Raw genomic sequence first — 23,721 nt, 5'->3', positions numbered from 1 at the left:
TAGCCGAGATAATCCGAAGCAACGACCGGGGCACTGATCAGCTCACGGCGGCATGGGCAAAGAGCCTGGGCATACCCTGCACGGTTGTCGAGGCTCAGCGTTCTACACTGGGCGATAAAGCAGACGAAGCCCGGAACAGGTCCATGCTCGAGCTAAAGCCTGACGGCATGGTCGCCTTCCCGGGTGACTCCGACACCGGCAGCCTGAGAAAAGCAGCAGAAGCGGCCGGCGTGCCTGTCTATCGGGTTAAATGGTTTGGAACCGATAAGGCGAGCTATTGACCAGATCCAGCCATTGGAAAGCCTTCATCGTTAATTGGATTAGTGACCAATCACTGGCCTAGATATAGAATCTGGCGTCCGATAGCCAATCATAGATTTTTTTGAATGTTACCCATGAATATCGCAATTGTAGCTATAGCTACAGGCATAGCTTTGACTGCGGCGTTATGCGTGCAAAAAATTGTTCCTGTTCATGATTCAAGCCATCGCCACACAGCTATCGACGGCATGAGGGGTTATTTGGCTTTTTTCGTTTTCCTTCATCATTCTTCGATTTGGTACTTCTATCTACATGAAGGGCGCTGGGCGCTGCCGCCTTCCAATCTGTTTTCACACTTAGGTCAAAGCAGTGTTGCTTTATTTTTTATGATCACTGGTTTTTTGTTTTACTCAAAAATACTAAGCAGCAGAGACAAAAAAATAAGCTGGACTTACATATACACATCACGATTTATGCGCTTAGTCCCGCTATATCTTCTTGCAATCAGCATTCTACTCTTATTCGTTTTCATTAAAACTAACTGGAAGATTGAAACAGGCTTAAGCTCAATACTTATAGATGCAACAAAATGGGTTCTATTTACTATACCTGGAGCACCAGATATTAATAATGTAAAACACACATCATTAATAATGGCTGGTGTTACCTGGAGCCTACCCTACGAATGGCTTTTTTATTTTTCACTACCACTAATAGCCTTGACTACTGGGCTCTCAAGGAATCTTACGGCAGCCGCCGTTAGCTTGGCTGTTGTCTTGCTTATATATACTGTATTTGATCCCGCGACGATACACATAAAAACATTCATAGACGGTATGCTTTGCGCCGCGCTGCATCACATGAAAATCATGACCGGCCTATCTAGTTCAAGATTATATTCTGCATTTATAATCATACTATTATACGTTTTAGTAACCACATACCAGTCTTCTCATGGCAACATACAAATATTAATTCTTTCATTAGTATTTTTCGGAATTTCTGGGGGTAATAATCTGTTTGGAGTTCTCTCATGGAAAACATCAAGAGTTCTCGGGGAAATGGCTTACAGCATTTATCTGCTACATGGGTTAATACTATTCACAACATTCAACTTCATAATCAATAGCGAAACATCAATTGAACTTACACCCTACCAGTACTGGATTTTGATATTTGCTATAGCACCTGCAGTCGTAATAATCTCAGCCATAACATTTGTTATGATTGAAAAACCTTCAATGGATAAAACCCAAAAGATAGCAAACCAAATTTGCAATCTGTCATCTAAAAAATGAGTATCCATGCACGTCTACATATCCAGCGCCTGCTGTTGGGCCGCCAGCTGCAGAAAATGCATATGTGATTTGCCTGCTTTCGCAAGGCATGCTGTATATCACGTTTGATTTGGGGTCTACCTGAATCAGTCCTACCGGGGCGGCTGGGCTATCTTCTGGCACGCCAACATTAAATATACCTGCTGTAGACGTGCTTATAATTCTAAGTTTTGCAACTTTAGCGCTCACAGGCAAAACGGATGAAATTGATACTGAAGCTTCGGTGGTATTTACTGCGCCAGAAACAACTCGAAATGGCGAACTGTCCTGCCCGGCTCTATAAAAAACCTCATTATCTATATGTAAAAAATTCACAAACGCACCGCTTTTAACAAGGACAGACCCGATATATCGCCTGGAGTTATCGCCTGTTTTTTGCATTGCCGGCCCTGAGTATGAAGCAGGTGCCGTCGTAACACACTCTACGCTGGCTGTGCCAGAGTTGTCGTAGATGTAGAGGTGGTAAAATTGGTCGCCGGTTATGGTTGGGCTTATGGTCAGGTCACTTGCCAGCTCAATCTGCGCTGCAGTTGAAGCTAGATATGCAGCGCCCGGCTCTATTTTTATCGAAGAGCCAGAAACCCACACCATCCGCAGGCCCCACATCATCCTTTTGTCAATATAGCCACCGCCGCTTTCAGCCGCCCATGCCTGAGACCCGGAAACCATTTTTAAAACCTGGCCGTCAGTGCCCTTAGCGAGTCTTTCGGGCGTCCCACCTTTACCGCCAACAATAATGTCTCCGGCTGTTCTCATCGGGTTTGTCAGCGATGGGGCCGATGCCGCACCAAGCTCTTGAAGGGCCCCCTCAACGTCGCTGGAAGAAAAATAACCCCCAGCATCCGCGATGCTCACATCAGCAGCGTCTGTTGCGCCGCCACCGCCGCCTGAGAACACAGTCCACGCAGTACCGTTGTGATAAATGAATTCATCTTCATCCAGCACATAAACGAGCCCCATGCCTTCAGCTGGAGCTAAGAAAAACCACTGGTTCGCATCTGTAAGCCACCATGCAAGGTTGTTCTCTTTACCAGCCCATGCGCCCGTAGCGGTTGCGGCCGGGATATACATCGCCCCGTTAGCCGGGGAGCCTGGGGGCGCCGATAGATCACGATCAACTACTCGGGCGAATACCAGCTGGTCAAGGCGCGACAAGGCCGTATTCACGTTCAGGTAGTTGGCTTGGCCGTTAGCTGTCTCGGTAAGGCCCAATTTAGTCGTTGTCACAAAGTCACCTCACGCACGAACCCGCGCCCAACTGTATCGCTGAGCTGATAGATCCTGAAAGTTATGGAAGCCTGGACAGAGCCGAAGTCGGTAGTCTGGTTGGCGGCTGAGTAGCTGAATGCTGGTGTTGAAGCGGTTATCGTGCGCTTGACGGTCGAACCCCTCATTACGTCGATTTCATAGGCCTGAGTTGTTACACCTATTGGGGCGTCTACGCCATTGCCCCACCAGGTACTGCCAAGCCTTGAGCGGCGCACGAAGGTTACCGACAGGTTGCCGGAGCCGTCCCGGGTTGCCCTGGCGTCCACCGGAGATAGAGGTTCAAGGTTGACGCCGTTGTAAGTGAATGGGATATCGCTGGCACTGTCGATCGATGCGCCCTGGGTCACGCCACGATATAAGCGCTCAAGCCCGATTGTTTGAACGGCCGACCCTATGAAGGCGTTATCAGGATCATCAAGAAGCACGAAGGCATCACCGATCTGGTGTAGGCCTGTCGCCCACTCCGTTCCCTTGTCGCCGCGCACAAAGCCGCTTAGCGTATAGCTGCCGTCTGCGTTCTGCGTCGAGTTCTGGAACCTGACAATCTCCCAGCGACCATTAACGCCATAGGCGCAGTAGTTGTAACCAGTGAGCAGTTGATCGTATGTGATGCTTTCTAGGTCACCCGACAACAGGCTTACGTTCAGCGTTCGCTGGTCGACCAAATAGCCAGGACTTGCCGGTAACACGTTCAAGGCCAGCCCGAATGTGGCCTTGCCGGTGAACGCTTGGAGGCTATCCCACGTCTGACCATTGTCAGCAGAGCGGACAGCCAGGGCTCCCGGCCAACCATCGGTGTATCCGGAGGCAACACCCACAAAGCCAGGCGCGTTCTGGCTTATTTCGTCAACCAGGGGAATGTCCAGCAGCGCCAGCATCGTCGGTCCCGCCAGCGGGATAGTGCCAGGCGGGCTTACACCCTCTGCACCCTTGGCGGTGGTGGTGTAAATCGACGGCGCGTTCGGGACCAGCTTGCACTGGCCAATACCTGACGGCGTGTCGTTCTTCTCCTTGATTCGCAACTGATACGTTGCGTTTTTATAAAGAATCGTGATGACGTCAGCAGGCTCGAGCGCCAAATAGATCGGCGGCAAGGATGCCTCAAAGTCGATCCGCTCAAGCCATCGCAAGGCCTGCAGCACATCAACAGCCCGGGCGGCCTCCTGCGCATTCATCACAAGTGCAACTTCAAGGTCTACCCGGTTTACTGCAGAAGTGCCGGGGCGGTCTGCATACTGCTCGCCCTGGGCGTATTCGCGATTCACGTCCCAGTATTTAATGTGTGTCGACGCTGGAAGCTGGGTGTCCATTTCCCGCGACTGCTTCAGCAGGTCGCCTGGCTCGTCGCCATCATTGGCGCCAAGGTGTTCCCATGGAATCGTCGCTACACTGGCCTGGCCACGCGGAACGCATTTGAGCTTGTACCCGGACTGGATCACGTCAAACGGCCATACGCCTTGCAACGGCTCGAGCGCTGAGCGGATGGAGCCGCCCGATACCTGGTAGCCGCGCACATTGTCTGTGATGAGCGAGGTGTCGATATCTCCAGCAGTGATCAGGCTCGAATACTGCATTTCCGCTACGATCACATCAGCCAGCGGGGTGAGTTCACTTGTGAACGAATCAAGCTCAAGGCTAACCCGCTGAAAGTTGTAGAGCCCAGTAACCGAGCGTTGCGCCAGGTACAGCAGGCTCCCAAAGCGAGTTACTGCAAAGTATTCAGGCTTGGTGAGCCCTGAGAATGAAACCGGGATGGTGCCAACACGGGAGATAGATTTTGACTCAAGGTCAATTCGAAGTATCGGAACGCTCGAGCTTGATACGTCTTGGATTACCACCATTTCACCCTGCCGGATTGAAATGGCTGAGCCATTGGGTTGCAGTGAGAATATTGACCCGTGAAAAAGTGAGTAAGAGTCAACCAGGGTCAAGTCATCAGCATTGAACACGCTGATATCAATATCGCCGCCATCACCGCTTAAGGCATAAACAAGGCCATCAGCCTCGGCAATGCTGCTTAGGACGGAGGTCGTCACTTCATGGGTTTTGGTGTAGGTCAGACCGCCATCGTTAGTCTCGCAGCGAACAACCTTGTGAATCAGTCCTGAACCCGACTCGCTTACAAATATGCAGGACGCATCAGACGCATCGATCACCGACACAGGGAAGCGTGAAGCCCCAGTGTTGTAATAACCGCAAGCGGTAGTGCTGCCGATGCACAGGTACTGCTCTCGGTATCTGAACGCGTACTTGTTCGATGCCAGGTTGTTTGCCACCGGGTCGACTGTACCGAACTCCTGAAATATCGGGCATATCAGCTGCTGTGTTTCCAAGAAGCCACTGATAGTGCGAATCCAAGTAACACCGCCAGTCAGGTATTTTCCGGCCACATAGTTCGAGAACCCCTCAGAGTCGTACTGGTTACCGGCAGAGGCGAAGCTTGTGGAATAGCCAGCGCCGTACCAGTCCTGATTAACCGGAATGCCAAGGTAATCAACTTCGCGATCAAGATCGCCACGCGCGGTGAACAACTCAAACTTAAACTGCGCACCTTCCAGGGTGTTTCCGTAATCCTCAAGCTGGAAGTCATCGAAAACGATGTAGGGCGTGCCGGGGATTTCCGGGGGGGGGCCGGCGGCCTTCTCTGCCTCGATTCGCGGATCTGGCAACTGATCGTCTGAGCCAGGATAGAAACGCCATCCGCTCGCGCTCTGGTTGCTTGCGATGATGGTTTCGAGGTCATCACTTCCCGCGTAGTAAAGCAGCTTGTCGCGGCACCAGATTCGCGTTACTGCGGCAAGCTGGCCTTCACCCAAGGCAATAGCGAACGTTGCCGAGTAGGTGTAGGTCTTGGTCGTTGTACCGCCGCCACCGCCCTTGCCGCCCTGCTTCTTCTTTTTGACGGTCTCCTTGAGCTTGTTGCCTTCAAGCCAGATGATGTTTCCGGTGACTGCAAGCTTTCCGTAAAAGCGAGCCAGGAACCTGCCGAATGTGCTCGTCTGCAGGCTTAGGTCAGATAGGCGCGGACCTTCGACCGTTGGGCCTTTTGGCGGGTCGAGCAGGCCGCCGGCGGCAAACCCAATCGCAAACCCATATGCAGCACCTACCGGGTTAAAGCCGGAGGCAACAAACCCAACTGCCGCGCCTACTACGCCGCCAACAAGATTGCCTGAACTCATGCTGGTCGCTCCATGCGGTAGGCGCGGATAACCCGGGCACGCCAAAGCTCGTCAGCCCTGTGCATAACCACGACGCCGTACTGCTCACTGCTGTGAATGATGTACGCGGCGCCGTGGTGCATTCCCGCGTGGATGGCGATGTGTTGCGGCTCTTTTCTAATTCGCATAACCAGCACATCACCCTCGCGGGCCTCGCTGACCGGTATGCGCTTTAGGGATGGCTGCGCATCAAGGATCTTTTCGAGCGTTCCGTCATACGGGGTGCGCGGGTAACCCTGGGTATCGAAGTGCGGCAGGCCGAGCGCCTGGAAGCAGTGGACAAGCACGCCGGCACAATCAACACCCAGCTTGTTCCGGCCCTGATGACGAAACGGAACCTTGAGCAGGTCCATGGCCGCTGACACAACATCAGCGCCGGTCATGCGCCACGCCCTACTTGGGTGTATTCGGATGGTGCCGGAACGTGCGGAAAGGCGAAGAAGTTAATGCCGTTGCCGTACTTGTTGACGCAATCGCCATCATGGTTCTTGTCACAGCCTGGGATCATTTCGTACTCGTCGCCGGGCTGCGGCAGGTAGAACAAGGCGTCTTGCAACAAGATCACGCCACCAGCGGTGTAGGCCTTGACCCGGATCGGCGCCAGGCCGGCGTTCTCGCCAGAAATAAAGTGCAGCTCGCCATAGTCGAACCAGGCATTAACCTCGGAGCGCGACGAGTCAGTAAACATGTACTGGTCGGTAACCGAGGTAATGGTTCCGGATACGATGTAGTCGGCGATATTCGGGCCGTCAGGGGCCGAGCGAGGGCCAGTGCAGCGACTGGCGTTGGCGGGGATGATGTTGCCATTGATGTTCTGGTCAAACAGCGTAGCGCCGCACTGGGCGGTATATGTGCGGCCGACCGACTGACTCAAGACATCAATCAGCCCCATTATTTCGATTTTGTACTGGTTGTTTTTGGTGATATCGGCCTTGCCGAGGATGCAGCAGCAAAGCGGCTCTTCATCCTCGATCGGCAATGTCCAGCTGGTTGCAAAGGCGTAAACCCTGGCGTTATCCCAGACGCCCGAACTGACCTCTTGCAGCGATAGCAGGCCGACAGCGCCAGTCATGAACCCTTCAAGGTCGACTGAGCTGCTGGCAAACGTCGAAGATGCGGCGACACCGCTAAATTCATAGCCAGAGTCGGCCTTGTAAAACTGCGAGTTACTCATGGCCAGATCAGTCGGGTATGCCGTAAAGCGCACGGCACTGCCGTCAGTAGCCATTATTCGGACGCAGTAAACCCGCGTACGCCAGTCAGCGACGTGTGATTTCATAGGGCCTCAGAAACGAGAAAACCCGCACTAGGCGGGTTTGTTTGAATGGGGTTTGTTATTCGTCGGGATTGAGGATTTCGATGAGCCCAACGCTCGATACAGCCAGTACACCTGGGCCGGTAAAAACCCCGCCCAGGTCGGCGTCAAAGCGCATAGGGATATCAAAATAGAATCCAGCACTGACAACCTCGGAGTTGATCGGCTGCGTTTGAACCGTTCCCCCGCCGGTGTAAGTGCTGAATGCTGATGAGTTGATGGCTATGGTGATCGATGTTGAATTGGGCTTTGCGGTTACCAGGGCGCGCAGGTTGTTGATTTGCGTCATGCCGGAAACGGCAGACACCACAACCGAATCGCCAATAGCGAAGGTGTTGGTGCCGACTGTCAGTGTCGCGCTTGATGCCTGGGATATGGCTGTGATTGCTCGCGTCTTGTTGGCGGCCATGGTCACCAAGCCGTTGTTGTAGTTGACGCTGTACTGGGCAGTTGGATAGGTCGGGCCACCTACCGCAACGACTACCGAGCCTGAGACTGGTTTCTTTATCAGTCGGCGCGAGCACTCAGGGTCTGCCGATGATCCATACCAGCGCACCAACTGATAAACCCCTGCACCAACCGCCAGCATCGCCTGGTCAAGTGGTGTTGGCGCAACCCGGTAGGCATTGCTTGAGAAGTCGATGAAGTTTTTTACTCGAAAGCCCTTGTATGGGCCTCCCGCCCTCATGTTCAGGTCAATTATTTTGTTCAGTACTTCCTCGCGCTGCCGGAGGAAGTCCACATTCAAGGACGTCATCAGGAACGGGTGAAGGCGTGAAACGAACTCCCCAACGGCTACCGTGACAATGGTTGTGGCAAACTTGGTGGCAAAGCCACTGCCGTAATCTATATTCTCGGGGAATCGCTCGTTCAAGAACGGCATTAGCTGTATCTCCTTGTACCAGCGGCGACCCGGCTAAAGTCGCGGGCAGCCTGCGCTGTAGCCTTTTTGGCTTCGCGTGCATCAGTAATGCCTGGAAAGTTGAACGTGTTGTATTGGTTGGTTCCGCCCATATAGCTCGAATCATTGGCTGATCCGCTGGAGCGTGCGCTTGCAGTGGCAATATCACGACCTGCGCGCATGGATTCGAGCTTGTCGATACCGATCCGTGATGTTTCGGCTGCGTAAAACACAAACTCTTTGCGGTGGCCCCCCCCACCCACATCGTTGATGCCGCCATTACCGGTGTAACCACCAGTTTTAAAGCCGGCCCCGCTTGCAAATGTTGCAGCCAAGGCGTTGGTGCTTGCGATGCCAGCGGCTGCAGGGGCGGCGTTCGCGCCGAACGAGGCCAGGGATGTGGCTGCTGCGGCAGGCGCCCACGCGGCGGCGATTGCTGCTGCCTGGGCAATGGACGCAGCACTGGTTGCAGCAGCAACGCTTTCACCAAGCGTTGCGTTTAGGGCGTATTGAGTTCCCAGCTTAATAAGCGATGCCAAAAGCTGAGTTTCAACGGTCTGAGCCACGTTATACAGCGACTCCTGGAGATCGTCGCCCCTCACTATTGCGCTGGCCAAACTGTTGCTGACGCCGTCCGTAACACCATTCATCAAGTTGGTAACGATGTCGTAAGTCGTGGCCGCAATATTGCGCTGCTCGTCGAAGAAGTCGGCCATTGAAGAGCTATAGCCTGTCTGCCAGTCGGCCTGGGCCTCGTCCAGCTGAGAGTAATAGCCCTGCTGGAGGGTGAGCCGTTCACTCAGCGCCGCGCTAAGCGCCTGCGTTTCTTGGTCGTATAGGTTTTGGCTGATATCGCCGCTGTTGAACTGCTCTTGAATCTGGTTTTTCTGGCGTTCGAACTGTTGCTGAATGCGGATTTGATCCTGCAACCGCTGAGCATCTTTCTGGCCAAGGCCTGACGATGCTGCCTGCAACTGAAGGTTGTTACGCGCCTGGTTCAACTGATCGTTAATGCGCGCCTGGAAGCTTGCATACTTCCCTTGCTCAACAATCATTTCCTTATGGAGATTGACCGCGTCAGCCAGGGCAACGTTTTGGTCAAGCTGGGCCCGGATGGCATCCTGATTGGCCAGCAGAGACTGTTGATCTGCGGTCAGGGTGTCTTTTGTCTTGAGTTCGGCTATCTCGGCTTCCAACTCTGCCCGCCTTCTTTTCTCATTCGTCAGCTTGGTTTCGCTGCTCATCTGCTCTTGAAGCGAGGCTTCTTGCTTCCGCAGGGTAAGCGGCATTTGAGTGGCCGCATCATCACGGTAAGCAGGCGTAGCCTTGGCTGCCTTTGGCGCATTATCCTTGAATTGCTCTTGTGCGGCCGCGCGCAGTTGTGCGATCTGGCTGTCGGTGTAGGTCACCCCTCCGGCGGCGGCATCCTTCACCAACTTGTCGATCTTGGCGTATTCGGCTGTCAGCTTCTCGGCATTGGTGCGAGAGTTCAGCAGTGATTTGTTTAGCTGATCTTGAGCGCTTACCGCGGCGGCATTCACCTTGGCGCGCTCGCCCTGCCAGGCTGACTCTGTATCGCGCTGGAGTATCGACAGCTCAAGATTGATGCGTTTCAGGTCGTTCTGCTTGCGACCTTCTTCGGTTTGCGCCTGGAGTACTGGGGTTATCCGGTCATACAGCTCTTTAGCTGCGCCGATTGGCCCAAGCACCGCATAGTTGGCGGCCACGCTACCGACACCAGACGCGACACCATTGCCGCCGTTCAGGGCTGCAAGCTGATCCTCAAGTGTTTGGGGGCGGCCAACGCCGAGCATTTCATCCCATGCTTCGGCAGCAGCGCTTTTGATGTTCTCCCAGCCACCCTCAATCAGTCCAAGGTTGCCCTGGATCTCATTTGAGCGCTGATTCATTGCGTCTGCAAAGGAATCAATCGCCAGCTGAGCAGCGCCAGCAGCGTCACCTTGTTGCTCGAGCGCGGTAATCTGTTCGTAGATTGATGCGGTCAGGTAGTTGTATTGCTGGTTCAGCTTTGCAGACGCCGCGGCTGGCTCGTCCGCCAGGCGCGAAAACTCTTTGACCGTTTCAAATACAGCCTTCCCAGTCGCGTCATTCATTGCGACAGCGGCAGTGGCAACGCCTTGGATCTGATCGGCGGCAAACTTGCCAGATGCCGCAACCTCTGTCAGCGCCGCGGCGGCCTGGCGTTCCGTACCAACCGTGTCGTCAATGGCCTTGGCCATGCTGTCCAGCTTCTCAGCATTGGTGCCCGCTATGTTTCCAGTGAGGATCAGCGCCTTGTTATAGGCAGTCGACTCATCGCTTCCCTGCTTATAGGCAACGCCCAGGGCCACAGCAGCCGCTGCAGCTGCGGCCAGCCAGGCAACAGTTGCAAAGCCAATCGTGCTTGCCCCGGCAAACGCTGTTTGCGCATTGCCCACCGCCTCTGCCGATGCGTTGGCGCTATCCGCAATATCTGTCAGGCCTTGGCTTGCATCGCCGGCACCGGCAGCCATGGCCGCTTGCTGCTCAACCACACCAGACAGCGCAGAGCCTAGAGCCGTCGCATTGGCAACGCTTCCACTCAGGCCGGCGGTAGAGGACGCGGACGCACCAAAGAAGCCACGCACTTGCTCGCTCAGCGCCTGGAATGTATTACCAATCCCGCCGAACGAGTCTTTGATCTGCCCGCCCTGCTGGATCAGAACCAATAAAGGACTCTGCCCGCCGGCCAGGCTGGTGAAAATATCGGTGAACTGGGCCGGGAGCTGGCGTAACGCCTGAGCGGTCTGCGCAGAAGAAACACCAGTTTTGCGAATAGTCCCATCTACTGCTGTAAGGCTGGTGCGCGCCTGGTCAATCCTGACCTTGTATTCATTAAAGGTTTCAGAGTCGATCAACCCCTTGCCTTTGAACTTGCGCAGTTTCTCTTCTTGGTCGTCCAGACGCCCCAGGGCAGCAACCACCGGATTAATCTGCCCAAGCAGCTTACCAAGCTCTACTTGTTGCGCTTTAAGTGCGGCATTCCCTTGCTGCACTGCGGTTGAGGTTGACTTGATGGCGCTATTCGCGCCGCTGACCTTGCTCCCCACGCCAGACCAAGCATTACCGACACCTTTTGCTGCGGCTTCTGTCTTCGCACCGGTGGCGGCCAGGCGGTCAAGGTCTGACTCGGCCCCCTTAACATCGGTGGTGTCGATCCAGAAACCTAAGCTCGCGATATCAGTCATTGCTCAGTCCTTCTCATGGATAACTCGCAGCGCCGCGTCTTCCATCACGCGGATAGCTGCAAATGTGTCGGGCCTTTCGGCCTTGGGGATTTGGTTTAAGCGGAATACATCGTTAAGAACGGCGTAATCGATTCCAGTTGGCCCGGACATACCGATTCGCCATTGGGTCCCAAGCGTCATGAATACGCCGAACGCCTGCCAGTTCTCTGGCCAAACGCCAAACGCATCACTCTCGCCATAGTCTTCGCGGCTGAAGCCGAAGCGGGCCAGTTCGGAATCATCTGTGCCCTTCTCGTAGAGCTTTCGGGCAGCCGCCTTTAGTTTCCCAGGCGGGCCGGGCCGATTTCGGCAACGTACTTGTTGACGATGGCGTTAATGGAAGCCTGATAGTTCTGCTCGAGCTTGTTGATTGAGGCCTCGTTTAGCTCATCGTCCAGGTCCCAGCCAGCAACGATCTTCAGCACCGTTTCCGCGTTGCTCAGCTTGCTTTTCGGGCCAAACATCTCTGCCAGTTCATCTTTGGTGCGATGCTTGAACGTGAACTTGACTGGCGCTGACTTCCCACCTGGTACCGGGATATCTACAGTCGCTTCAAAGGTCGGGTCTGCATCGAGCTTAAACTTGGTCATGTTGTTTCCTTGGGCGTAAAAAAGCCCTCACAGGGAGGGCTGGTTTTGGCCACTTAAGCTGAGTAGCGCACCGGCTCAGACGTCAGCGATACCGTGGACTGCAAGCCCATGATTTCGTTTTTGGTCAGAGTTGGTGTCTTGTTCAGCGTTACGTAGCCGTTGTATGCGATCAGCGATCCGCTTGGCAGGGTCACCGTAACGGCGCGCGGTACGCGGTCATCGTTGGCAGCAGACAGCAATGCATACCAAGGCAGAGAGGCGTCATCACCGATGGTCATTGCAAAGCTGGATGCAGACTTGACGGTCGGGATCTGGTGCTCTACGTCTTCCTCAAGGAAGCTGTAGGTCACGAACTGCTGATCACCGCCCGAGGTGGTGAACTCCAGCACCTGGGTGATTTGCGTCATCGTCGCGATGCTTTTGACCGAGCCAATGCCACCGCCCGCCGGATACAGATTCGTATCGGAAGTATTGATGCCTTCCAGTTCGAATGTGTTTGTATCGGAGTTAGCGACACGAACCACTCGGCTGTTCAGGCGCGACCAGCCAGAAGTTACTTCGATCAGGTCGCCATCAGTTAGGCCGTGCGCAGTTGCAGTTGCAACCGCTGGATTGGCATTAGTGATGGCTGTTACGGATACAGGGGCGTCGTACGAAGCTGCGATAGCGACTACTGCGCCGTTTGGGAGCGATACGCTCATGGGTGTTACCTCCTCGGATTGAATTTCCGGGGAGGCGTGCGTTCTAGCGGGGCCCGAAGGCGTGACTAGATGGCGTGCCCGGTGAAGCGTGGGTTTTGTTACAGGGAAAGCTCTACATCGACAGACGAGATAACCATCACCTCGCAAGGGTCGGCAATGGTGCGAGCATCAACAAAATGGATATCAATCGCCCCGACACCGATGCCTGACCGGCTCTTGAAGAAATCCATCAGCGCCGTTAATGACTGTCTCATCTCGCTTTCAAGCTCAGCTCGTGCCGCTGGCAAATCTTTACTCTGCATGATCTTCTTCCTTCGCTTTCAGCCAGCGCTCCCAGGCAGCAATTGCAGCCTTCGCGGCGCGGATCAGGTTGCGGTGCAACTCTTTGGTGATTTCGTTCATGGCTAGATCGTGTCCGCTCGATAGGTCAGCGAAGTCGGGGTAATGGTGTTGAGTCCGTCAGGCAGGCCCTGGGCGATACTCAGTGGTGTGCGAACGCTTACAGTGAAAGATCCGCTGGTCAGCGGTAGATTGTTCGGGAATAGCGCCTGCAGTTCGGCGGCAAGGCTTTCTGCGGCCCCCATGCCGGAACCGGATGGCGTCACTATGTTGACCTGCCAAACACCTACGTAAATCTTGTGCACGCCTTCAAGGTCTTCGCTGCCAGTTGATGACGGCAGGACGAAACAGCGCAGATAGATTTCACCCGATGCGGGGGTGAACTCAACGTCTTGGTAAGCCACCCGTATGGATGGCACCCGTGCAGCCGCCCACGATGCCAGCCGCGACTCGAACAGCTGGCGAATTAAGCTCTGGCTCATTTGTTTAGGCTCGCTACGGCTTTATTAACGAATTGCTGGAATTCAGCGATAGTGATCCGGACCATCCCATTGGGGGCCTGGCTTGACCAAGAATCGAACTCAAGCCGAGGTCCATACGGAAGATTGTTTACCGCCCAAATCGTGCCTATGCCGGCGTTGAACTGAATTACCGTGCCGGCCATATCCGCCTTAGTGGCGGCGCCGTGCGGGTCGACCCGGTCTAGCTGGCCTGTAGCCTTGGTTTCAAAGGTGACCTGCCAGTTGCCGCGAAACCGTCCGCCGACATATCCATCCGGCTTGATAATGTCCATGCTGTCATTGACCTTGCGGCCCTTCTTCAGGCGGCCTTCCCTATTCAGGTTCGCAGGGTCTTGGCGAAGTGAATCGTTGAACCGGATCACCTCAAAGTTGTACTGCGCGGCTTCTTGGTTTACAGCCCAAAGCTCAGCGTTACCGACCGGTGAGCGGTCGATCACAGCGCCGATAACGTCAATCGATACCTTCTGCACAACCTGAATCATGTTGCCTTTGGCTTTTTCCTCAACCCATCGGCTTATGTCCAGGCTAAAGCTCACTTGCGGGCCTGGACTTCAAAGCCAACCGCAAGGCCTGCGTAGTTCCACGGTACGACCCCAACAACGGTATAGGTGTCACCGTCGAAAATTACCTTGTCTTGCGTTACCGGCTCAGGAGTATCTGTTTCGTCCAGCAAAACCGGCGATACCAGAAACTTAACGTCCCCTGCCTTGATCAAGCTGCCATCGATATCCTGCAGCTTGTAGGTGTCACGAAATGCCGAACCTTGGTAGTCAGTGACTGTGTCAGGGTTGGCTGTGCCGCCAGGTATATAGCTGCCCTTGACTGTATGTCGAAGGGTCATTTCCAGCCCTTTACCGCCACGGCTACGGGGCGCAAGCATGCGCGCAGCCTGGGCCTTGGCGCGGTCGTATTGGTCTGCCATTAGCCGCGCACCAGTTTGATTTGATTGGACGACTCAAGCAGGCCGGTGAACTGCGCATAACTCTGCCGCGTTGCAGCAGGCTTGCTGGCCGACTTGCTGATGGTGGCGTACTCAGTCTCAAGCGGACCGGTTTTTTCTCTGGTGATTGCGCCCTGCTTGGTATCGGGATCAACCAGGTCGTCACCATGAATCTCTGCTGCCAGTGCCATCTGGCCTTGCTTAACACTTGGCGGGATGGAATCGGACGGCAGGATAAACCTGCCCCGGCACACGTCATACCGAGGCCATGCGCCTGTTTGATCCATACTTACCGGCTCGCCCTTCCATGGCATGGCGTTCATTTCAAGGTAAGCACGACGAAGCACGGATTCCTTGGCGGCATCGTCATCCGGAATGGTCACGCCATAGTTGGTTGCATAGGCGTCCAGTTCGGCCACTGTCGAGTAACTGTCGGCGCCGGGGACGATAGAGCCGTCTTCGATTACCAGCGCCATGGATTAAGCCTCTTTCCAGCCGAGTCGCTTATGGTCAGCCAAGCAGGCCGGGTGCACTTCAAGCTCTTCGCCATCTTTGGCCACTTTGACCAGGTGGGAATTGTCGACCTGTGGCTCTTTGGCGGCATCGGCCTCGTCTTTGAGGCGCTTGGCTTCTGCCTCATCGGCGTCGATAGCCTCTTGAGCTTTAGCGATAAAACCCGCCTGCTCTTCCTCTTTCAGATCAGCAAATTCTTCGGCAGTTACGCCGCTCAGTTCGACGGCCTTGGCAAGCAATGCCTTTTCCGCCTTTTGTGCTTTAGTAAGTCCAGCCATTTTTCAATCTCCAGAAACAACGCAGGGGCCGAAGCCCCTGGTTGTCGTTGTGGTTGATTAACCGATCAGAACACCGGTGTGCTCTGGCTTGATGGCCTTAAAGCCCCAAGCCAAACGGACGTGGTAGACGGTCTGCAAGAACTGACGGTACACGGCTACTTCAAACGACAGGCCGGTACGCGGGTCGGTGTTCATCATCACGTCATCTGCCGAGTCACCACCTTCCCGCATGGCTGGGGCGCGAGTCGCGAGAACGATGGCCGAGCGCGCAAAGGCGACGTTCGGGGTGTAACTGTTGCCGACAGTCAGGGCGTTGGCGGTCGGAATGACCACGCGCGCACCAGGCTTGCCGAGGCTGATGGTGCCGGGAGCTGCAACTCCGGTATTGACGATGTACTTGTTGGCAGTGTCAGCAGCGAAGGTCGCTACGTCGCCAGCAAGCACAGTGCCGGTACCAGTTACCAGCGCAATGTCGCTCACGCCAACAGCGGTCGAGCCGCTGGTAACGTAGCTGGCACCGGTGCCTTTGGTGTGCACGCCAATCGCATGGGAGTGACGAATCGCCATACCCATCAGGCGGTCAGTCATACCGTTGCGAAGCATGTCGCTGGAACCGGCTTCGTTAACCTTGAACAGTCCGGACTGCTTGCCGCGCAGGTTGCCAATTGCTGCGTGACCAAGGGCCAGCTGCAGGTCGTTGGTTGGCGCGCCGTTCTCTTCCAGGATTCGCAGGACGCCGGCAAAGTCGGTCATGTCTGCGGCAGTGCCGAAGGGAGTAGTGCCGGCGGTGCCATAGCCACGGCTAGCGTGTTTGTAGGCTTCACCCCACAAATCGGCCTCAATCTCATTTACCAGCGTGCGCATCGCCTGGTAGAAGCGATCAGCCTGAATGGTGCTGAACGTTCCAGCATTGGTCAGGCCTTTGGTTTCCTCGCCATTCCAGCGAACCGGAACGTGCTTGGACTTGGTGATCGAGACAGCCACGTTATCCACGACTGTATCGCCGGTATCTGGCGCATTAACGCCAGGGGTGTTGTCGGCAGAAGATGCAGCAGTGGTGATCGGCACCATTACTTGCTGGTTGAGGGCGGCACGGGCAACTTCCGAGCTGCGGGAGACGCCCGGAATGAAGCCGGTCAGCTCACGCGACACTTGGTCGAGTGCTTCGTACATGTCAGGGATGAGGTTAGTCAGTGTATTAGCCATTGCGGGCTCCTTGAAATGAAAAAGCCCGCAAATGCGGGCCTGGGATCACTTGGATTGGGCGTTAATCCGTGATAGTTGCTTCCCGGGCCGCTGTTGCCTGTTCGGCAGGGCCAAGGGCGGAGAACTGAGCACGGGTCATAGTTGCTTTGCCGCCGTTACCGCCACCACCAGAAGGCGCGCCGCTGCCGTTGGCACCAGAACCCTTGAGGATGTTGTCGCGGTATGGGTCGTTTGAAATAAGAAGCTCGAGCGCTTCATCGAAATCAGCGAGTTCACCAGGGCGCGAGCGACTGAAGATCTTGGCGCCGTTGCCGTCATAAGCGACAACCTTGCCCTCTTCAATCTTGAAGCTATCCCCGTAGGTCTTTTGCAGCATATGGCGCGGCACTGCCACCTTCTCTTCCGCGAATTTCGAGCGAGAGAAATTCCCGCCGATCATCTCGTTATAGAGGTCGGTCTTGTACTTATCGCGCTCTGCAACCACAGGCTCGTATTCAGCCCGTACTGCTTTGATTGCTTCTGCTTTGACCTGCTCGACCTGACCGGCATCCACCAGTTTTTTCTGGTCAAGGTTCGCTACGATTTCCAAAGCCTTGCGAGCCGCTGCGCCGTCCTCGATACCTTCAAAGCCTTTCAGCTTTCCTTCTGCTGACTCAGCGCGTTCCCGGTGGGTCTTCGCTTCGCCATTCAGGCGGGTAATCGTGGCAACGGTTCCAGGTGCATCAAACGCCACCTCTTTGCCGTCATCATGGACATAGACGGGTTTGCCGTCTTGCAGTACCGCGTGGCCTTGCTCATCGAGTTTCAATTTCATGTGGATCTCCGGGCATCCGCCCAATTGACTGGCCATCCGGCCACTTGCGCCCCGCCTCATCCGAAACAAAGGCATAAAAAAGCCCCGGCGTTTGCCGAGGCTTGAATTTTGGGTAATAAAAAGGCCCGCCGAAGCGAGCCTTGTGGTGTCCTTATTCGACGATTTCTCGCCTGCGTCTTTCTTCGACCATTGCGTCGGCAAACGTTGCTGCCTGCTCAGCAGCAAGTTCAGGTCTAGTTACATATCGCTCAGTCGTATGCTTTAACGCGGCGGCGGCAAACATGTCCCAAGCTTTTAATTCGTCTGCATCCATCTGGCAAATTCCTGTTGTGTTATTGGCATCAGGAATACTGCCCGAACCGAAGTTACATCACCACCCTTTCGCCCTTCATCAGGCACAGCACGCATAACCTTTGCTTGGTCACCATCTTGCCCGCGCCGATCTTGGCTTCGATGTACTCACGCCCGCCACACCTGTTGCACTGAGGCATTTCAGGCGGCTTAGGCATTGCCTTAACACGCTTGCGCACAGTTTCAACCGGAGTTTCTGGCGCCGGGGTTCCGTGGATAACGTGCAGGTTTGGTCGTTCAGTCATGCGGCAATCTTACGCCGCAATACGCGCAAATGCAGCCTTGTCCCGCTCTTTAAGCTGGTCGATCGTCAACCATTCGCCAGACGGTGAATAGAAATCGCTCAACTTGGCACCGTCGCGCATCAGTTGCGCCCGGGTAACACCCAGCACCTGCTCTTGGCGGGCGTATGACTGGCGTTGTATCCACTCGGCATAGGTTGTATCAGCCGGTACAGCTCCATCCATGCTGGCCCGCTCTGTAGCGGTCCTTTCGTCCGAATCGATACCTAGTTCGCGGCAGCTTTTGGTTACCGGGGAGGATGTCGACGGGCAATTGAAGTGAATCCGGCCAGGGCCCTGCAGCCACTTGACCTTGTGGCCGATAGGCTTGTGGGTCAGTGCTTCGTACTTGAGGCTGTCACGTATCCGGCATGGGTCAGAGGTTTTTGTGTCCAGCGTTGAGCGCCAGACCTCTGCCTTCATGTTGTCGCTTTTGGCCGCGTAAAATTTCTCGCGGGCAACGGATGCTGTGTGGTTGATAGCAGTGCGAACAATGCTGGCCAGGTCGTGCCTTGCGAAGTTCAGTAGTGAGTCAGCGTATTGTTCAGCTCGAGAGCCGCGTATACCCCTGACAATCTGGTCAACCGTCTTGCCCTGCACGTAGCCTTCGCGGACTGCGTTGCGGATCTTGGCTAAACGTGACTCTTCAATACCTTGCGCCCACTCGCGCAGCAACTTGCCCTGGAATGGTCGCGCCATTGCAGCGGCGTACACCTGGCTAGCGGTTACCTGAGCAAGTGGATAATGGATCAGGACCGGCTGCGGTAACGTCGCCTTGAACAGCTCGAACTGAAAGCCCGTCTCATAGCCTGCCAGCTCTAGTAATTCCTCTTGCAGCTTATCCAGGGCTCCTGCGTAAGCAGAGGCATTAAGCGAGCGCACTGATCCAAGCAGTGATTCCAGGCGCTGGACAGAGAAGCTATCGGCCGGCAGCCGGTCAAGCGCCTCACTCAACTCCAGGGCAATACTCGCATCAACCCGGTTAAGCAGTGCAATGATGCGGTTTACCACGCCATTGCTGTATTTGATCATCGACTCAGAGTGAGCTATCTGCTCATCAAGCAGCGTCTCGTTAACGGTTGGCATTAGAGCGCGCCCAGGGCTGGACCTTGGGTGCTGATGCGGCCTTTCTCTTCTTCCCACACGATATCGCCGCTCACTACTCCACGACGCTTAACCTCGGCAAAGAATGACTCTTTACTCAGCAGCCCGGCATTGACCATGCTAATCAGGAATGGAAGCGTGGTTTCTGGTGCGTAATCGATCTCGAAGTTGCCATTGACCTTAACCTTGCCGCCGCTCGTCTGCTTGAGCCACATAGCGAAGAACTGGAGCACCTGGTCAATTGCGTCTTCAAGCTGGCCTGCCATGGTCTGCAGCGGGCTCATTTCCTGCGCTTCCTCATCCTCAGCCTGAGTCGCGGTCTTGGTGACCTTCTTCTCTTTGTGCAAGAGCTTGCCGCCAGCGATACGCATGTCATCAAGAATATCCAGCAGTGATTGGCGGCCAGCCTCAATAGCCTTGCCGTTGTGCTCAACCCACTTCATGTCACCGTCAACGGGTAGATTGGTTGCTGAGCCGGTCCCAACCTTGAGTTCGTAGCTGTCCTCAACGCCGATTACGGCAAGCATGGGCACGCGCGCGATGTGCAAGATGTTGTCTTGATCACTCTGGCTCTGCCAGTGCTTGATATTCAAATGCGCCAGCTCCAGTAATGGCGGGCTAGCGGTCATGAAGCCCGTGCGCTTGGTATAGAAAGTTGTGATCGGTATTTGGTTAAGCGTTGTTGTGCCGCTCTCGTACATTGCCCAGACTGAATTGCCCTTGCCGGCATCAACCTTGCGGTAAGTTGCCCACTTGCCAGGCTCCAATACGCGGATCTGATTAACAGACTTGGTGGAGAACTCGTTTTCGGGGTCGCTTTCCTCAACGGTCTCCTTGTAGCGGAACATGCTGAGCGCCTGCTCGCCATTAGCGCCAGATGTTCTCCAGCCAAGCACCTGGCTACCCTTTATGATTACCGCATACGGCCGTACTCCTGCAGCAATCTCATCTGCCTTTGTCTTGATCCCCTCGGCCTGAGGATAATCAACCAGCACATGGCACAAGCCGTCAGCTATGCCGGCGCGGAAAAGGTCTTGAGCCCAAACCTGAAGATTGTTGCCTTGGCGATCAATGTTGTCGCATAGCGTGACAATATCTCCCGGAACGTCATCGCCGAGCGTGATTTCGTCGGCAAATACTCGCCCGGTCATGTTCTGCACCGTCTCACTATAAGCAGGCAGCAGCGTGGACAGGTTCAACCGATCCTTGTAAGCGTCAGCCTCTTCCTTCGGCCACTTGGGCAAGAACAACTCACCCGCCTTACGCATAGCCTTGGTGCCACCCATAAGCGCATCGACAACGGTCCAGTCTTCCCGCATAGCCTGTACGGCTGGAATGACTGTGCTTTGGTCGTTTGCCATGCTTTTACATCCTGAGTTGTTGGCTTGAAGCGGTGCGCTTGCGGCGGCCTTTGGCTACTGCGAAATATCTGAAACCATCTGAACCGTGGGATGCCCAGTCATGCAGCGGCTTGTCTTTCCAGCAGCCGCGCTTGTCGTCCCACTCTTTCCGGTAGTTTTCTAAGCAGGCTATGCCCTCTTCGCATTTCTCATCATCGAATGCGCAGCGGGATAGCAGCTCCCGGACATGCTCAATGCCCTCATCAACGCCGAGCTTTGGCACAACCTGGAACTTGATGCTGTATTTGCTTCCGTCGATCTCATAGCCTTCTTTGGCTATCTCGCGGCGGGTCTTGCCATCGCTGCCAAACTCGCGGTTATCGATGTCATGCGGCCCCCAGTGCTCACCGTAGGTATAACCCCGGTCTTTCAGCACCTTCATGTAATGCCGTAGGCCTTCACCGCTGTTCTCGTAGTAGTCGATGATGTGGAACTCTTCGCCAATCTCGCGAACGAACCAGATCGCAGTCGAGTCACCAACGCCGATATCCCAAAAGGTGTGCACCGGCTGATGACTGTTATCTGGCAATTTGCCTATTCGATTCTTGGCGTATAGCCCTGCAAACTGTTTGGCGTAATAGGCGCCTTCGATTGACTGCTGGAACGCCTCGGACGGAAGTGAGGGATATTCCCGCTTCATGTCATCGCCGAGCGTTCTTTCCTTTGCCGCGTACCAGGTCATTTGCTGATTTGTTAGCGTGACCCCGTGCCGTGACGCAAGCTCTGCAAAGTAATCTCTCAACCTCTGCGGGATCGACCCGGCAGCCTCAAGGGCATACTCGGCCTTCTTCCACCAAGCGAAGAAAAAGAACTTCCAGTCCAGCAGACCGAGCGGCGAGCCGGATGCCTGTTGTTTTTCTGCTTCTTGCGAGTAGTCGAAGAAATATCCGGCCCTGCCCTCTGCCGTCGACTCAATCGTTACAAAGCAGTCAGTTGCCACAGCCTCAAAGGCTCCCGTAACAATCTCGCGGGCCTTGTGTGGAAACTTGGCGCAGATCTTCCCGAACTCCGATACATGCAAGTAACGAAGCGTGCCACCACGGAATGAGGTACTGACGTAAACCGATCCGCCTTTGCTGAATACCAGCTCCCCAGCAGCATCGTTGCGGGCCGGGTTGGCCGCACGTATCTCGGATGGCAGGTTGTCGTATGCGTATTTGACCTTCTCCCGGAACAAGCGCTTAGCGTCGTTCAAGGTGTGGGCAATCAATGCGCACTTGGCCGACTCAAACAGTGCAGCATCAAGCTGTATAATGCAGCACTCAGTCGTAAAGCCTAGCTGCCTGGCCTTCAGGATGATGTTGCGGGTGTGCATCCCTTCGAAGTATTCAATCTGTTCCGCCGTCATCCGGAAGCGGACTTTCTTGCCCTGTTTGTCGGTAATAAAATACAGATTGTTCAGGCGCCATTGCTTATCCCTGAGCAGCTTCAAGTGCTCGGGCTTCATTTAGGCTTCCTTCGATAATTCGTCCATCAGTTTGGAGAGTTCATCCGAATCACCTGGCGCATCCTTGTCATCAAGTCCAAATGCTTGACGCTCGAGCACCTGAAGGTTCTTCATGGCCGATGAAAGCTGGAACAAGGTCTTGGCGTTGCTGGGCAAGCTCACCGCCGCCATCATGCTTCCGCGCCGCAGACCTGACTTGTCGTCGCGGGTATCTTCATCAATCGCATCCTCAATGGCCTCTCGCTGCTGAATAGTCATCAGCAAGTCGTCCATCAGCAGATCAGCAAGGTTTGTCGCCTTGCGAATGTCACGGCGGTGCGACCGAACTACCCGGGCGCCTTCCTCTGCTGCTTCCTCGACAATCTCAGCGTCATACTCAGGGTTCGCACATTGTTCTTCGCGAACCTCGCCGCGAACCAACTTATTGCGAACCTCTTTCCTGACTTGTTCGGATAGATCCCGCTCCCATCCACCGGCTTTGGCCCGCTTACGGATTGCGGTATCGCTTACGCCGTTGCGATCAGCAATGGTTCGGATAGACAGAGCGCCAGCCCGGAAGGCTCGCTCAATCGCCTCCCAGTCAGTTTTCTTGTCTTTCATGAGTTCGCTCGAGTGCTTGAAATGGTGGTTTGTTGCCGGTAATAGTGAGGCTCAACTTAACCCGTAGAAGGAAGTGAACCATGGCGGCTGAATATGAAGTGCGCAGGGTGCCAAAGGTAGTTGTCCAGAGTATCAAGCCAGGAGAAATGGCGCCCCCGATGCGAGCCAACCAGTATTGTTTTGTCGTTGAACACACCAAGAGCGGCGAGCGCTATGCGGAGTTCGATGCTGAAGCTGACGCCATAGCTGAGTGCGAAAGGCGTAACGCGCAGTAGCGCTCTCTCAGGGTTAATGGCGCTGCTATCAAGTGAAGCGCCATTAACCTGTTACCGCGATCTTTTTAACTGTCAGGATTATGCCAAGGCAGTTATTGATCTACTTTCGCTTTGCAGTAGTTCCCCGAGTGACAATTCCAAACGTGTTCTCATCGATAAAATTCACGGCCCCGCCGTTAGCAAGCTGATACCTTGAGTACCCTTTTATTCGCTCCCCATCACTGACCAGATACTCCTGGATGTGCTGAATTGAATACTCAACCCCGCGGTCATCAATTGCTGTGATGGTTTCTAAAAGGATTTCTTCTTTCTTTGTCATGGCTGCCGCCCTAGCTGTGTGGTCGAACCATCAGCATGCCACAACTAAAAGGTCGCGGTGTTACGACTGACTGATGCCAAGAACCTGCGGCACACCTATTCTTCCATCGCATCCCGGATCTGCAGCATCCTGGCTGTTTCTTCGTGCTGGTAACCCGACAAAATCCCAACAATGAGCCCTTGCGGTACTCCATCCGCCTTGGCTTTGTTGATTGCCCCTGCCATCACTTCGCACATTGCGTTGAGTGAATCGTTGACCTGGGCTGATACCGGCTTCTCGGAATAAATGCGGCTTATGCCTGTCATCGCTTCTCACCGATCATTTCAACTGTGCATGCCCTGTCGTGCCACTTACCTATCTTGGACTTATCAACCTTAAGGCCAGTCAGGTGCATCATTGCGACAACGCCGAACAGGTAATAAGGCCACCACCAGGCATAGGTCAGCTTGGCTTCAATAGTTAGCTTGGCCATGAC

At 54.7% G+C, this 23,721-nt stretch carries 29 protein-coding genes; 3 read left to right on the top strand and 26 right to left on the bottom strand.

Annotation, left to right across the window (positions count from 1 at the left end; genetic code table 11):
- Together PSES9_RS25305 and PSES9_RS24555 are read left to right on the top strand one after the other, a co-directional pair.
- Positions 1 to 281: hypothetical protein (locus PSES9_RS25305; protein WP_010486953.1), on the top strand; the 281-nt coding region annotated here is incomplete at its 5' end.
- A gap of 114 nt (positions 282 to 395) precedes the next feature.
- Positions 396 to 1,559 (top strand): acyltransferase family protein, encoded by a 1,164-nt coding sequence (locus PSES9_RS24555; protein WP_010486952.1) that lies wholly within the window; start codon positions 396 to 398, stop codon positions 1,557 to 1,559.
- Here PSES9_RS24555 and PSES9_RS24305 read toward each other — a convergent pair.
- From PSES9_RS24305 to PSES9_RS0111140, 23 genes are all read right to left on the bottom strand, one after another.
- Positions 1,545 to 2,825 (bottom strand): DUF2793 domain-containing protein, encoded by a 1,281-nt coding sequence (locus PSES9_RS24305; protein WP_010486951.1) that lies wholly within the window; start codon positions 2,823 to 2,825, stop codon positions 1,545 to 1,547. The genes PSES9_RS24555 and PSES9_RS24305 overlap by 15 nt on opposite strands.
- Positions 2,822 to 6,046, bottom strand: a complete 3,225-nt coding sequence (locus PSES9_RS0111250; RefSeq protein WP_010486950.1) for a phage tail protein — start codon at positions 6,044 to 6,046, stop codon at positions 2,822 to 2,824. The genes PSES9_RS24305 and PSES9_RS0111250 overlap by 4 nt, the downstream gene beginning before the upstream one ends.
- Positions 6,043 to 6,468 (bottom strand): C40 family peptidase, encoded by a 426-nt coding sequence (locus PSES9_RS24300; protein WP_010486948.1) that lies wholly within the window; start codon positions 6,466 to 6,468, stop codon positions 6,043 to 6,045. The genes PSES9_RS0111250 and PSES9_RS24300 overlap by 4 nt, the downstream gene beginning before the upstream one ends.
- Positions 6,465 to 7,364 carry a DUF2163 domain-containing protein gene (locus tag PSES9_RS0111240; RefSeq protein ID WP_083840261.1) on the bottom strand — a complete coding sequence of 300 codons (900 nt, stop codon included), beginning with the start codon at positions 7,362 to 7,364 and terminating at the stop codon, positions 6,465 to 6,467. Before PSES9_RS0111240 ends, PSES9_RS24300 begins: the two co-directional genes overlap by 4 nt.
- A gap of 55 nt (positions 7,365 to 7,419) precedes the next feature.
- On the bottom strand, positions 7,420 to 8,283 hold the full coding sequence (locus PSES9_RS24295; protein ID WP_010486945.1) for a DUF2460 domain-containing protein: 864 nt from the start codon (positions 8,281 to 8,283) through the stop codon (positions 7,420 to 7,422).
- Positions 8,283 to 11,528, bottom strand: a complete 3,246-nt coding sequence (locus tag PSES9_RS0111230; RefSeq protein ID WP_010486942.1) for a phage tail length tape measure family protein — start codon at positions 11,526 to 11,528, stop codon at positions 8,283 to 8,285. The genes PSES9_RS24295 and PSES9_RS0111230 overlap by 1 nt, the downstream gene beginning before the upstream one ends.
- A gap of 3 nt (positions 11,529 to 11,531) precedes the next feature.
- Complete coding sequence (locus tag PSES9_RS24550; protein WP_029529505.1) at positions 11,532 to 11,798, bottom strand: DUF1799 domain-containing protein; 267 nt, start codon at positions 11,796 to 11,798, stop codon at positions 11,532 to 11,534.
- Positions 11,799 to 11,845: 47 nt separating this feature from the next.
- The gene (locus PSES9_RS23400; RefSeq protein WP_010486938.1) at positions 11,846 to 12,157 is read right to left on the bottom strand and encodes a phage tail assembly chaperone; all 312 of its coding nucleotides are present in this window, start codon (positions 12,155 to 12,157) and stop codon (positions 11,846 to 11,848) included.
- 53 nt (positions 12,158 to 12,210) lie between these two features.
- A complete protein-coding gene (locus PSES9_RS0111215) occupies positions 12,211 to 12,858 on the bottom strand; it encodes a phage tail protein (RefSeq protein ID WP_010486937.1) in 648 nt (215 codons plus the stop codon).
- Between the two features lie 98 nt (positions 12,859 to 12,956).
- Positions 12,957 to 13,160 carry a hypothetical protein gene (locus PSES9_RS0111210; RefSeq protein ID WP_010486935.1) on the bottom strand — a complete coding sequence of 68 codons (204 nt, stop codon included), beginning with the start codon at positions 13,158 to 13,160 and terminating at the stop codon, positions 12,957 to 12,959.
- Positions 13,161 to 13,262: 102 nt separating this feature from the next.
- Entirely contained in the window at positions 13,263 to 13,679 is a 417-nt protein-coding gene (locus tag PSES9_RS0111200; protein ID WP_010486933.1) for a phage tail terminator-like protein, read from the bottom strand.
- A complete protein-coding gene (locus tag PSES9_RS0111195) occupies positions 13,676 to 14,254 on the bottom strand; it encodes a hypothetical protein (RefSeq protein WP_010486931.1) in 579 nt (192 codons plus the stop codon). The genes PSES9_RS0111200 and PSES9_RS0111195 overlap by 4 nt, the downstream gene beginning before the upstream one ends.
- On the bottom strand, positions 14,251 to 14,640 hold the full coding sequence (locus tag PSES9_RS0111190) for a hypothetical protein (RefSeq protein ID WP_010486929.1): 390 nt from the start codon (positions 14,638 to 14,640) through the stop codon (positions 14,251 to 14,253). The genes PSES9_RS0111195 and PSES9_RS0111190 overlap by 4 nt, the downstream gene beginning before the upstream one ends.
- A complete protein-coding gene (locus tag PSES9_RS0111185; RefSeq protein WP_010486927.1) occupies positions 14,640 to 15,134 on the bottom strand; it encodes a DnaT-like ssDNA-binding protein in 495 nt (164 codons plus the stop codon). Before PSES9_RS0111185 ends, PSES9_RS0111190 begins: the two co-directional genes overlap by 1 nt.
- Positions 15,135 to 15,137: 3 nt before the next feature.
- Positions 15,138 to 15,449 (bottom strand): hypothetical protein, encoded by a 312-nt coding sequence (locus PSES9_RS0111180; RefSeq protein ID WP_010486926.1) that lies wholly within the window; start codon positions 15,447 to 15,449, stop codon positions 15,138 to 15,140.
- 57 nt (positions 15,450 to 15,506) lie between these two features.
- Positions 15,507 to 16,655 (bottom strand): P22 phage major capsid protein family protein, encoded by a 1,149-nt coding sequence (locus PSES9_RS0111175; protein WP_010486924.1) that lies wholly within the window; start codon positions 16,653 to 16,655, stop codon positions 15,507 to 15,509.
- Positions 16,656 to 16,716: 61 nt separating this feature from the next.
- Positions 16,717 to 17,469, bottom strand: a complete 753-nt coding sequence (locus PSES9_RS0111170; RefSeq protein WP_010486921.1) for a DUF6651 domain-containing protein — start codon at positions 17,467 to 17,469, stop codon at positions 16,717 to 16,719.
- Between the two features lie 151 nt (positions 17,470 to 17,620).
- On the bottom strand, positions 17,621 to 17,782 hold the full coding sequence (locus PSES9_RS25060; RefSeq protein ID WP_157998243.1) for a hypothetical protein: 162 nt from the start codon (positions 17,780 to 17,782) through the stop codon (positions 17,621 to 17,623).
- A gap of 52 nt (positions 17,783 to 17,834) precedes the next feature.
- Positions 17,835 to 18,065, bottom strand: coding sequence for a hypothetical protein (locus PSES9_RS0111160; protein WP_010486920.1), 231 nt, complete (start codon positions 18,063 to 18,065; stop codon positions 17,835 to 17,837).
- 9 nt (positions 18,066 to 18,074) lie between these two features.
- Positions 18,075 to 19,187 carry a hypothetical protein gene (locus PSES9_RS0111155; protein WP_010486918.1) on the bottom strand — a complete coding sequence of 371 codons (1,113 nt, stop codon included), beginning with the start codon at positions 19,185 to 19,187 and terminating at the stop codon, positions 18,075 to 18,077.
- Positions 19,187 to 20,566 (bottom strand): DUF4055 domain-containing protein, encoded by a 1,380-nt coding sequence (locus PSES9_RS0111150; protein WP_010486916.1) that lies wholly within the window; start codon positions 20,564 to 20,566, stop codon positions 19,187 to 19,189. The genes PSES9_RS0111155 and PSES9_RS0111150 overlap by 1 nt, the downstream gene beginning before the upstream one ends.
- 4 nt (positions 20,567 to 20,570) lie before the next feature.
- Entirely contained in the window at positions 20,571 to 22,052 is a 1,482-nt protein-coding gene (locus tag PSES9_RS0111145) for a hypothetical protein (RefSeq protein ID WP_010486914.1), read from the bottom strand.
- Positions 22,053 to 22,652, bottom strand: a complete 600-nt coding sequence (locus tag PSES9_RS0111140; RefSeq protein ID WP_010486913.1) for a hypothetical protein — start codon at positions 22,650 to 22,652, stop codon at positions 22,053 to 22,055.
- Between the two features lie 80 nt (positions 22,653 to 22,732).
- On the opposite strand from PSES9_RS0111140, the gene PSES9_RS0111135 reads away from it, so the two are divergent.
- Positions 22,733 to 22,927 (top strand): hypothetical protein, encoded by a 195-nt coding sequence (locus PSES9_RS0111135; protein ID WP_010486911.1) that lies wholly within the window; start codon positions 22,733 to 22,735, stop codon positions 22,925 to 22,927.
- A 100-nt stretch (positions 22,928 to 23,027) separates the two neighbouring features.
- Here PSES9_RS0111135 and PSES9_RS0111130 read toward each other — a convergent pair whose 3' ends face one another.
- From PSES9_RS0111130 to PSES9_RS25055, 3 genes are all read right to left on the bottom strand, one after another.
- Complete coding sequence (locus PSES9_RS0111130) at positions 23,028 to 23,246, bottom strand: hypothetical protein (RefSeq protein ID WP_010486909.1); 219 nt, start codon at positions 23,244 to 23,246, stop codon at positions 23,028 to 23,030.
- A gap of 95 nt (positions 23,247 to 23,341) precedes the next feature.
- Entirely contained in the window at positions 23,342 to 23,551 is a 210-nt protein-coding gene (locus PSES9_RS0111125; protein ID WP_010486907.1) for a hypothetical protein, read from the bottom strand.
- Positions 23,548 to 23,718: a hypothetical protein gene (locus PSES9_RS25055; protein ID WP_157998242.1), complete on the bottom strand. Its 171-nt coding sequence runs from the start codon at positions 23,716 to 23,718 to the stop codon at positions 23,548 to 23,550. The genes PSES9_RS0111125 and PSES9_RS25055 overlap by 4 nt, the downstream gene beginning before the upstream one ends.
- Positions 23,719 to 23,721: the final 3 nt, after the last annotated feature.

This window comes from Pseudomonas sp. S9 (genome assembly GCF_000222125.1).
GTDB lineage: Bacteria > Pseudomonadota > Gammaproteobacteria > Pseudomonadales > Pseudomonadaceae > Aquipseudomonas > Aquipseudomonas segetis.
The sequence above is the reverse complement of the archived record's forward strand: the minus strand, read 5'-3'. Positions and strand labels throughout refer to the sequence as shown.